A 10886-nucleotide genomic window follows, 5' to 3' on the forward strand; every position below is an offset into this window, starting at 1 on the left:
GCCTTCCGTTCACCCCGACCTCGGTTGTGCGGTGGGGATTTCGGAGTTCGCCGCCACTTGTTACGCAATGGAGTCGGGTATCGCGGATAGTTAGCTCGATCGGACGAAAGAGCAGGGTGAAACCAGAGGATCAGTCGGATAAGTGCGGAACGATTCCCGCGACGCACCTCGTGATCGGGGCTGTCGGTGGCGATCACTACGATCTGCCCGGTGCGCTTCGTGGCCGATCTCCACATCCACTCCAAGTACTCGCGGGCGTGCAGCCGCGACTGCGACCTGGAGCACCTGACCTGGTGGGCCCGCCGCAAGGGCATCTCGCTCGTCGGCACCGGCGACTTCACCCACCCCGCCTGGTACGACCACCTGACCGAGACGCTGGTGGAGGACGCGCCCGGCCTGTACCGGCTGCGCGACGACCTCGACCGCGAGATCGACCGCACGCTGCCGCCGTCGCTGGCCGCCGCGCCGGTGCGGTTCATGCTCTCGGTGGAGATCTCCACGATCTACAAGCGCGGCGACCGCACCCGCAAGGTCCACCACCTGATCTACCTGCCCGACCTCGACGCGGCGGCGCGCTTCAACGCCCGGCTCGCCCGGATCGGCAACCTCGGCTCGGACGGGCGGCCGATCCTCGGGCTCGACTCGCGCGACCTGCTGGAGATCACGCTGGAGTGCGGCGGCTACCTGGTGCCCGCGCACGTCTGGACGCCGTGGTTCGCCGTGCTCGGCTCGAAGTCCGGCTTCGACGCCGTGGACGACTGCTACGCCGACCTCGCGTCCCACGTCTTCGCCGTGGAGACCGGCCTGTCGTCCGACCCCGAGATGAACTGGCGGGTGTCGGGCCTGGACCGGTACCGGCTGGTCAGCAACTCGGACGCGCACTCGCCGCCCGTGCTCGGGCGCGAGGCGACGGTGTTCGACACGGACCTGGACTACCACTCGGTGCGGGCCGCGCTGGAGACCGGGGACGGGTTCGCCGGGACGCTGGAGTTCTTCCCCGAGGAGGGCAAGTACCACGTCGACGGGCACCGCAAGTGCGGGGTGCGGATGGAGCCCGAGGAGACCCTGGCTCATCGCGGGATCTGCCCCGAGTGCGGCAAGCCGTTGACGGTCGGGGTGCTGAGCCGGGTCGAGGAGCTGGCCGACCGGCCGCCCGGCGCGCGACCGCCCGGCGCGGCCGGGTTCACCAGCCTGGTGCCGCTGCCCGAGGTGGTGAGCGAGATCGTCGGCACCGGGCCGAAGAGCAAGAAGGTGCTGGCCGAGATCGACAAGCTGACCGCGGCGCTGGGCCCGGAGCTGGTGATCCTCCAGGACGTGCCGGTGGACGACATCGCCGCGCACTCGCCGCTGCTGGCCGAGGCGGTGGGCAGGCTCCGGCGCGGCGAGGTGGTGCGCGACGCGGGGTACGACGGCGAGTACGGCGTGATCCGCGTGTTCGAGCCGGGTGAGCTGGAGCGGCGGCGGTCGGCGTTCGCGCTGTTCGACTACGCGCCACCGGAGTCGTCCACTGTGGAGCGACCGCGACCGGTGCCCGCGCCCGAGCCGGTGGCCCCCGCGCCAGCACCAGCCGCCGTGCCCGGCGCGTCCTTGTTGGACGGTCTGGACCCCGAGCAGCGGGCGGCGGCCGAGGTCGGCGGCGGGCCGCTGTTGATCATCGCCGGTCCGGGCACGGGCAAGACGCGGACGTTGACGCACCGGATCGCGGACCTCGTCACCGCGCGCGGTGTGCCGGCGGCGCAGTGCCTGGCGATCACGTTCACCCGGCGCGCGGCGGAGGAGATGGCCGAACGCCTGGCCGTGCTCGCGCCCGACGCGGCGGGGGAGCTGACGATCGCCACGTTCCACTCGCTCGGCGTGCTGGTGCTGCGCGAGCACGGGGAGCGGTTCGGGCTGTCGGCGTCGTTCGAGGTGGCCGACCCGGAGCGGCAGCTCGCGGTGGCCCGGTCCGTGGTCGCGGACGAGAAGGAGGCCCGGGCGCTCGTCGCCGCCGGCGACGCGCGGTACAAGAAGGCGTTGCGGGCGCAGGACCTGGTGGACTTCGACGACCTGATCGCGTTGCCGCTGGAGCTGCTGGAGGGCTCGCCGGAGCTGGTCGCCGGCTACCGGGACCGGTGGCGGTGGGTGTCGGTGGACGAGTACCAGGACGTGGACGAGCAGCAGTACCGGCTGCTGCGGCTGCTGGCGCCGCCGGACGGCAACCTCACCGCGATCGGCGACCCCGACCAGGCGATCTACCGGTTCCGGGGCGCGGACGTGGGGTTCTTCCTGCGGTTCCGGGAGGACTTCCCCGGGGCCCGCACGGTGCAGCTGACCAGGAACTACCGATCGTCGTCGGCGGTGGTCCGGGGTGCGCTGGAGGTGATCGCGCCGACGACGCTCGTGCCGGGGCGCGAGCTGCGGCCGATGGCCGACCACGGTGACGCGCCGATCGGCGTGCACCACGCGTCGTCGGAGGCGGCCGAGGCGGGGTTCGTGGCCCGGACGATCGAGCAGGTGCTGGGCGGGGCGTCGTTCCACGCGTTCGACAGCGGGCGCGTGGTCGGCGACGGCACGCAGGGCCTGGGCTTCTCCGACTTCGCCGTGCTGTACCGGACGGACCGGCAGGCACGCGCGCTGGTCGAGGCGCTGACGCAGTCGGGGCTGCCGTTCCAGAAGCGGTCGCACGACCGGTTGGCCGACCGGCCCGGCGTGGCGCGGATCGCCCGCGACCTGCCCCGTGCGGCCGGCGCCACCGTCCTGGACCGGGTGCGTGCCGCGGCCGGTGCCGACCACACCGCCTACGAGCTGCTCAAACCGCTGGCGGCGGAGTGCGGGGCGGACTTCGGGCGCTTCCACACGGCGCTGGCGCTGGGCGTGGAGGTCGACACGTGGGACCCGAGGGCGGACCGGATCTCGCTGCTCACGCTGCACGCGTCGAAGGGCCTGGAGTTCCCGGTGGTGTTCGTGGTCGGCTGCGAGGACGGCCTGCTGCCGCTGCGGTGGCCGGGGCAGGACGACCCGGAGGCGGTGGCGGAGGAGCGGCGGCTGCTGTTCGTCGGGATGACGAGGGCGCGGCGGCACCTGTTCCTGAGCCACGCGGCGGGCCGCCCGAGGTCGCCGTTCCTGGCGGCGCTGAAGGCGTACGAGCAGCTCGGCGAGCGCCAACCGCGCCGCAGGCGCAAGGGCACCCAGCTGAGCCTGCTCTAGCCATTCAAGATCACGAGTGGACTGGACCATAAGGCGGCGGTATGACCGGACTGGCATATCCGCTCGTCGCGTTCGCCGGCTAGCGTCGAGCCACGGCCCCGCTTCCTGTCACCACCCCTGCGAGGAGACAGCGGAATGACTCGACGTAGCGTCGCCGCGGTCGCCGTGGCGGTCCTCAGCGCTGCCGGCCTTGCCGCCGCGCTGACCGCCACCGCGAACGCCGGTCCGCCACCGCCCCAGGTCGCCGCCGACGGCGACGTGGTCGCCGCCCTGGCGCGCGACCTCCACCTCACCCCCGACCAGGCCCGCGCCCGCCTCGGCCGCGAGGTCGCCGCGACCCGCGCCGAGGGCGCGCTCAAGGCGCGGCTCGGTCCCGCGTTCGCGGGCGCGTGGCTGAACGCCGACGCGACGAAGCTCGTCGTCGGCGTCACGGCCGCGTCCCAGATCCAGGCCGTCGAGGCCGAGGGCGCGGAGGCGAGGGTCGTCAGCCGGTCGCTCGCCCGGCTCGACGCCCTGAAGCACCGGCTCGACCGCAACGCCCGCAGCGCGCCCCGGACCGTCCCCGGCTGGTACGTCGACGTGCCGACGAACACCGTGGTCGTCCTGGGTCGGGACGTCGCCGCCGCGCAAGCGTTTGCCCGCGCCAGCGGCCTGGACGACGCCGACGTGCGCGTCGAGGCGTCCACCGAGGACCCGCGCCCGCTGATCGACGTGATCGGCGGCAACGCCTACTACATCGGCAGCGGCTCGCGGTGCTCGGTCGGATTCCCCGTCGAGGGCGGGTTCGTCACCGCCGGGCACTGCGGCACCACGGGCGCGACCACCACCCAGCCCAGCGGCACGTTCGCCGGTTCCAGCTTCCCCGGCAACGACTACGCCTGGGTCCGCACGGCCGCCGGCAACACCGGCCGCGCGCTGGTCAACCGCTACCCCGGCACCGTCCCGGTCGCCGGGTCCACCGAGGCGCCGGTGGGCGCGTCGGTGTGCCGCTCCGGCTCCACCACCGGTTGGCGCTGCGGCACCATCCAGCAGAAGAACGCCTCGGTGACCTACCCCGAAGGCACGATCACCGGTCTCACCCGCACGAACGCCTGCGCCGAACCCGGCGACTCCGGCGGCTCGTGGCTGTCCGGTGACCAGGCGCAGGGCGTCACCTCCGGTGGCTCCGGGAACTGCACCTCCGGCGGGACGACCTACTTCCAGCCGGTCAACGAGATCCTCCAGGCGTACGGCCTGCGGTTGATCGTCAGTGGTGGCAACGGCCCGACGAGCACCACGTCGCCGACCACGACCTCCAACCCGGGCCAGACCACCTGGCAGCCGGGCGTCGCGTACACGGCAGGCTCCCTCGTGACGTACGACGGCGTGGGGTACCGGTGCTTGCAGGGGCACACGTCCCAACCGGGCTGGGATCCACCGTCGGCACCCGCCCTGTGGGCGCGCGCGTGAGCTAGCGGCAAGCGCACGCGCCGGGGCCCGGCTCGCACACGCGGCGAGCCGGGCCCTTTCCGCGCGCCGCCCCCGCCGGCCGATTCCCCGGACAGCGCTGTCGGCGTGGCCCGCACCCGTACCCTGAGAGGCGACGAGAAGGGGTGGTGCGGGTCGTGGAGCTGGCCGAGTCGCTGCTGGCGTGGCTGCACGGCTGGTCGGGCGTGCCCCTCTGCCCCGGCGACTGGGCGTGGACCACCACCGCGTTCGGCGCCCTGATCGGCGTGCTGCCGACGGTCGCCGCGCTGCTGTCGATCACCGTGCGGCGGGTGGTCGGCAACTCCTACGGCCCGGTCACCGGCGCGATCTTCGCGGTGCTCGGCGTGGTCGGCACGCTCGTGCTGCCGTGGATGGCGTTCTCCGCGACGTTCAAGCTGCTGCGCACCCGCGCCCTGCCGGGCATGGAGTCGCTGGACGAGGCGCCGTGCGTGGCGTTCACCCAGTACGACTACCTGGTCGGCTCCAAGTCGTTCGTCACGGCGATCACCGGCCGGGCCGGCGTCGTGGACGTCGTGGCGGCCGGTGCGACGGCGCTGCTCGCGCTGCTGTGCCTGCTGTTCGTGATGCTCCAGGCGGGCTCGGCGTTCCGGCTCGGCCCGAACTGGCCGCGCCGGGTGTTCTGGCCGCCGTTCCTGGTCCTGCTGCTGTCGACGTCGGCGCTGCCGGTCGCGCTGGTGGGCCACCTGCTGCTCGGTTTCTTCCCGATCTCGTTGCTCGGCTCCCTCGTCGTGCGGGTTTTCGGGTTGACTACCGCCATGCTGAACCGCCCCGGTCGCGATCGCGGGAACCCGAGCCCGCAGCCCGCGGTGTCCAGAACGCCGCCGCCACCCCACAGCCAGAACACCCCGCACATCCAGAACGCCTCCCACGGCCAGAACACCCCGCACGGCCAGAACACCCCGCATGGCCAGAACCCACCGCAGCACAGCCAGAGCAACCCGCCGCCCTACACGCCGCCCCCGCAGCACCAGCCGGTCCGCAAGCCGCCGCCCTACCAGCCGGCGCAGATCCCGCCGTACCAGCCGGTCCCGCCCTACCGGCCGACGCCGCCGACCCGGCACTACCCGCCGACGCGGGTCGCCGACGTGCCCGTGGAGCCGCCGCGGCCGACCAGGGTCGAGCAGCCCGCGCCGCTGGCCGACACGCCCGGCCCGCTGCCGTTCGGCCCGCACAGCGGCGGTCACAGCGGCGGGCACAGCGGTCCCGCGCCCGCGCCGGACTCCGGCAAGGTGTGGAACCCGGCCGGCGGCCGGTTCCGGCGCATCCGCCAGCTCGGCCGCGGCGGTTTCGGCACGGTCTGGCTGGCCGTGGACGAGCAGCTGGCCCGCACGGTGGCCGTGAAGCTCGCCCACGCGCCCGACAACGACACCGAGCAGCGCATGCTCCGCGAAGCGCGCGCCCTGGCCGCCGTGCGGCACCCGAACTGCGTGCGCGTGTTCGACATCGTGCAGGACCCGGACGGCCTGGCCATCGTCATGGAGTACATCGACGGGCAGCCGCTGTCCGACGTCGTGCTCACCACCGGCGTGCTCGCCGACACGCTGGCCGCCCGGCTCTGGGTGAACATGGCGGACGCGCTGGCCGCCGCGCACGAGCAGGGCGTGCTGCACCGGGACGTGAAGCCGTCCAACGTCATCGTGGACTCCCACGGCACCGCCCACCTGATCGACTTCGGCATCGCCCGGTCGAAGGGGGACAGCACGCTCACCGCCACCGGGATGATGGTCGGCACGCCCGACTTCCTCGCCCCGGAGACGGCCCGCGGCGAACCGGCGAGCCCCGCGTCGGACGCCTGGCAGCTCGCCGCCACGGTCAGCTACGCGCTCACCGGCCAGCCGCCGCGCGGGTCGCGGGAGAACCCGATCTCGTCGCTGATGGCCGCCGCGCAGGGCGAGCCGTGCGTGAAGCTGCCCCAGCGCAGCGCCCACACCCGGCTGCTCACCGAGGCGCTGGACTCCGACCCGGGCCGCCGCCCGTCGCTGGGCGCGATCCGCGCCGAGCTGGGCACGTGGCTGACGCAGGCCGGCCTGAGCAAGGAGGGCCCGGTCACCCGGATGATCGACCGGCCGGAGCCGCCGACCAGGCCCGCGCGCTGACCAGGGCCGCCACCCCGACCACGAGCGGAACGGCCGGCGGCCCGCCGGAGGACGCCGGCACCGGGGCGGGCGGCACCGGCGCGCCCTCGTGCGCCGCGTCCTCGTGCACCGCGCCCACGTGCACCCCGGCGAGCCTCACGCGAACAGCGGCAGCTCGCGGGTCAGCCGGGTGACCTCGGCGCGCGGCCCGAACAGGGCGACGGCCACGAAGTCCGGGTCCTCCGCCCGGGAGAGGGCTTCGAGGTACTCCGGGTAGGCGCGGGAGCGGCGGGCGACCTCGGTGAAGCCGATCTTCAGCACGCGGTCGGCGCGGTGCAGGGCCTTCAGCCGCTCGGCGGGCGCGGTCAGCACCGGCACGGGGTGGGTGTTCAGGCCGAGGTGGACCGTGCCGTCGGCGTCCCGCGCGTCCTCGCCGAGCAGGTCGGGCAGGCGTGCGCCGAGGGTGAGGCCGAGGACGGCGGCGGCGTTGGCGGCGAAGTTCGCCGGCAGGTCGTCACGCAGGACGAGGGCGAGTTTGGTGGGCAGCACGTCGAGTCCGTTCGTTCGGTGGGATGCGCACAGACTCGTCCACCTGAACGGTTCGATCCAGAGCCGCCGAACTTCGTTCGGCGGGTTGCGGCATGATCGGGACGTGGACGAACTTGATTCGGCGATCATCCGGAATCTGCAGCTGGATGCGCGGCTGACCAACCGGGAGCTGGCGCGCAGGCTCGGCGTCGCGCCGTCGACGTGCCTGGAACGCGTGCGCGCGCTGCGGGAGCGCGGGGTGATCAAGGGCTACCACGCGGACGTGGACCTGGCCGCGCTCAACCGCCCCGTGCAGGCGTTCGTCGCCGCCCGCCTGCGCCCGATGAGCCGGGCGGTGATCGACAGCTTCAAGGCGGCGATCGGCGCGCTCCCCGAGGTCACCGCGATGTACGTGGTGGCGGGCGACGACGACTTCCTCATCCACCTGGCCGTGCCCGACCTGGAACACCTGCACGCGTTCCTCATCGACCGGCTCAGCGAGCGGCGCGAGGTCATCAGCTTCCGCAGCTCGGTGATCTACGAGGGCATCCGCAACCCCGTGCTCACCGAGCTGCCGCGCTGACCCGCCGGCTCAGTTCCAGGACGGGAGCCACTTCTGGGCGTCCCAGATCTCGGGGGTGATCGGTATGCCGTTGAGGATGGGCCACAACCACACGAAGTTCGCCACGACCAGGCCCACGTACAGCGCCACGGCGAGCAGGCCGGTGCCCCGGCGCTCCCTGCCGTCGGTCCGCTTGCCCAGCACGTCGCCCAGCGCCAGCGCGATCCCCAGCACCAGGAACGGGGCCATCGGCATCGCGTAGAAGTAGTACATCTGCCGGTCGACGTTGATGAACCACGGCAGGAAGCCGGCGCCGTAGCCGACCAGCACCGCCGCGTACCGCCAGTCCAGCCGGGCGATCGACTGCCACATCGCCCACGCCAGCATCGGGAACGCCAGCCACCACAGGGCGGGCGTGCCGATCAGCATGATGGCGCCGACGCAGCTCGGGCCGCCGCAGCCCTGCACCGAGCCCTCGAAGTAGTAGAGCATCGGCCGCAGGCCCATCGGCCACGTCCAGGGCTTCGACTCCCACGGGTGCCGGTTGGTGTCCGAGGTGACCAGCTTGGTGTGGAAGTCCAGCACGTTGCCGCTGTAGTACCACAGCGCCCGCAGGGGGGCGGGCACCCAGCCGTCCTCCGGGATCTTCACGCCCGCGACGTGCCGGTCGATGGCCGTCTCCGACCCGAACCACGCCCACCACGTCGCCAGGTACGCCAGCAGCGGGACCACCAGCAGCGCGAGCAGCGACGGCAGCAGGTCCTTGGCGAACGACCCGAGCCACGGCCGCTCCACCCCCGCCGAGCGCCGCGCCAGCGCGCTCCACAGCACCGACAGCACGCCGAAGAACGCGATGTACCAGACCCCGGACCACTTCACGCCGCACGCCAGGCCGAGCGCGACCCCGCCCGCGAACCGCCACCAGCGGAAACCGAGCCAGGGGCCGAACGGCGACCGGGTCACCCAGCCCTCGCGCACCGCCACCGCCAGCCGGGACCGCACCTGGTCGCGGTCGACCACCAGGCAGGCGAACGCGACCACCACGAAGAAGGTCAGGAACGAGTCGAGCATGCCCATGCGCGACTGCACGTGGCTCAGGCCGTCCGCGATCAGCAGCACGCCCGCGATCGCGCCGATCAGGTCCGACCGCGTCATCCGCCGGGCGATGCGCACCACCAGCAGGATGGTCAGCGTGCCCACGGCGGCCGACGCGAACCGCCAGCCCACGGCGTCGTAGCCGAACAGCCACTCGCCGATCGCGATGAGCTGCTTGCCCAGCGGCGGGTGCACGATCAGCTCGTAGCCGGGGTTGTCCTCGTACCCGCCGTTGCGCAGCACCTGCGCCGCCTGCGGCACGTAGTGCTTCTCGTCGAACAGCGGGGTGCCCTTGTCGGTCGGGAACCCGAGGTTCCAGAACCGGACCGCGCCGCCGATCAGCGCCACGGTCAACGTGACCAGCCAGCCCCGCAGGGCGTCGCTCATCGGGCCGGGTTCGAGCAGGCGTGCCCGCTTTTCGCGGTCGTTGCCCGGTGGCGGGCTCGTCGGCGGTACCTCGCCGGCTGCGACCACGTCGTCTGCGGACTGCGGTGCGATCAGGCTCACGCGCCCGATCGTAGGGTGAGAGGCGTGAGACCTGTATCTGGATCAGGCCGTTTGGTGCTGGCGGCTACTCCGCTCGGCGACGTCCGGGACGCCTCGCCGCGCCTGGTCGAGGCGCTGGCCGAGGCCGACGTGGTCGCCGCCGAGGACACCAGGCGGCTCCGCTCGCTCGCCGCGGCGCTGGACGTCACCCCGTCGGGGCGGGTGGTCAGCTTCTACGACCAGGTCGAGACGGCCCGGTTGCCCGGGCTGCTGGACGCGCTGCGCGACGGGCGGACCGTGCTGCTGGTGACCGACGCCGGCATGCCCAGCGTGTCCGACCCCGGCTACCGGCTCGTGGCGGCGTGCGTGGCGGAGGACCTGCGGGTGACGTGCCTGCCCGGCCCGTCCGCGGTGACCACCGCGCTGGCCGTGTCGGGCCTGCCCTCGGACCGCTTCTGCTTCGACGGCTTCCCGCCGCGCAAGCAGGGTGAGCGGCGGCGGTGGTTCGCCGCGCTGCTGGACGAGCCCCGGACCTGCGTCTTCTTCGAATCACCCCATCGGCTGGCGGACACCCTCGCCGACGCCGCGCACGTGCTCGGCCCGGACCGCCGGGCCGCCGTGTGCCGGGAGCTGACGAAGACCTACGAGGAGGTCCGGCGGGGCGGCCTGGGCGAGCTGGCCGAGTGGGCTGCCGAGGGCGTGCGCGGCGAGATCACGGTCGTGCTGGCGCCCGCCGAGGCCCGCGAGGCCCCGCCGATGGAGGCGCTGGTCGCGGAGGTGCGGCAGCGCGTGGCCGACGGGGAGCGGCTGAAGACGGCGGCGGCCGAGGTCGCGGAGGCCGCGGGGGTGAGCAAGAAGGCCCTGTACGACGCCGCGATCAGCCAGGGCTAGCTGTACTGCCCTGGGAGGTTGTGGACGTCCCACGCGACACGTAGTCGGATGATGTTGGAATGAGGGAGGGCCTCCGGGTTCGGTGTGGATTGCGACGTCTACACCAAGCCCACGGAGGCCCTCGTGACCCACGCTAACGCACCGCTGACTCCGGCGGGCAGGCTGCGCCTGGCCCGATGTGTCGTGGACGAGGGCTGGCCGCTGCGGCGGGCGGCCGAGCGGTTCCAGGTCTCCTCGACCACCGCGGCCCGCTGGGCCTCCCGCTACCGCGAGTTGGGCGAGGCGGGCATGGCCGACCGCTCGAGCCGACCCCGCCACAGCCCCGGGCGCCTGCCCACCCGCCGCGAACGGCGGATCGTGAAAGTGCGCCTGGCCCGGCGGTGGGGGCCGGCCCGTATCGCCTACCTGCTAGGCCTGAACCCCTCCACGGTGCACCGGGTGCTGCGCCGTTTCGGCCTGGCCCGGCTGGTCCACCTGGACCGGGCCACCGCCGCGCCGGTGCGCCGCTACGAGCACGCCGCACCGGGCGACCTGGTGCATGTCGACATCAAGAAGCTGGGCAACATCCCCGACGG

The 10886-nt window shown here is 73.4% G+C and carries 8 protein-coding genes; 6 read left to right on the forward strand and 2 right to left on the reverse strand.

What is annotated here, in order from left to right:
- The first annotated feature begins 210 nt into the window (after window positions 1–210).
- The 3 genes from ACIGNX_RS25340 to ACIGNX_RS25350 all read left to right on the forward strand — a co-directional run bounded on the left by ACIGNX_RS25340 (window position 211) and on the right by ACIGNX_RS25350 (window position 6770).
- Window positions 211–3186: a UvrD-helicase domain-containing protein gene (locus ACIGNX_RS25340; protein ID WP_396543178.1), complete on the forward strand. Its 2976-nt coding sequence runs from the start codon at window positions 211–213 to the stop codon at window positions 3184–3186.
- Window positions 3187–3321: 135 nt separating this feature from the next.
- Window positions 3322–4635, forward strand: coding sequence for an alpha-lytic protease prodomain-containing protein (locus ACIGNX_RS25345; RefSeq protein ID WP_396543179.1), 1314 nt, complete (start codon window positions 3322–3324; stop codon window positions 4633–4635).
- A gap of 143 nt (window positions 4636–4778) precedes the next feature.
- Entirely contained in the window at window positions 4779–6770 is a 1992-nt protein-coding gene (locus ACIGNX_RS25350; protein ID WP_396543180.1) for a protein kinase, read from the forward strand.
- Window positions 6771–6905: 135 nt separating this feature from the next.
- On the opposite strand, the gene ACIGNX_RS25355 is transcribed toward ACIGNX_RS25350, so the two are convergent.
- A complete protein-coding gene (locus ACIGNX_RS25355) occupies window positions 6906–7298 on the reverse strand; it encodes a DUF2000 domain-containing protein (protein ID WP_396543181.1) in 393 nt (130 codons plus the stop codon).
- 103 nt (window positions 7299–7401) lie between these two features.
- Between ACIGNX_RS25355 and ACIGNX_RS25360 the strand changes: the two genes are divergently transcribed.
- Window positions 7402–7860, forward strand: coding sequence for an Lrp/AsnC family transcriptional regulator (locus ACIGNX_RS25360; RefSeq protein ID WP_396543182.1), 459 nt, complete (start codon window positions 7402–7404; stop codon window positions 7858–7860).
- A gap of 9 nt (window positions 7861–7869) precedes the next feature.
- Here the strand turns inward: ACIGNX_RS25360 and ACIGNX_RS25365 are convergent, their stop codons facing one another.
- Window positions 7870–9441 carry a dolichyl-phosphate-mannose--protein mannosyltransferase gene (locus ACIGNX_RS25365; protein ID WP_396543183.1) on the reverse strand — a complete coding sequence of 524 codons (1572 nt, stop codon included), beginning with the start codon at window positions 9439–9441 and terminating at the stop codon, window positions 7870–7872.
- A gap of 24 nt (window positions 9442–9465) precedes the next feature.
- Here ACIGNX_RS25365 and rsmI point away from each other — a divergent pair, with 24 nt between their 5' ends.
- The gene (gene rsmI / locus ACIGNX_RS25370) at window positions 9466–10311 is read left to right on the forward strand and encodes a 16S rRNA (cytidine(1402)-2'-O)-methyltransferase (protein ID WP_396543184.1); all 846 of its coding nucleotides are present in this window, start codon (window positions 9466–9468) and stop codon (window positions 10309–10311) included.
- Between the two features lie 123 nt (window positions 10312–10434).
- Window positions 10435–10886, forward strand: a 452-nt coding sequence (locus ACIGNX_RS25375) for a helix-turn-helix domain-containing protein (protein ID WP_396543185.1), incomplete at its 3' end; no start/stop codon positions are given.

It is taken from the genome of Actinosynnema sp. NPDC053489, assembly GCF_044544865.1.
In the GTDB taxonomy this organism is placed as follows: Bacteria; Actinomycetota; Actinomycetes; order Mycobacteriales; family Pseudonocardiaceae; genus Actinosynnema.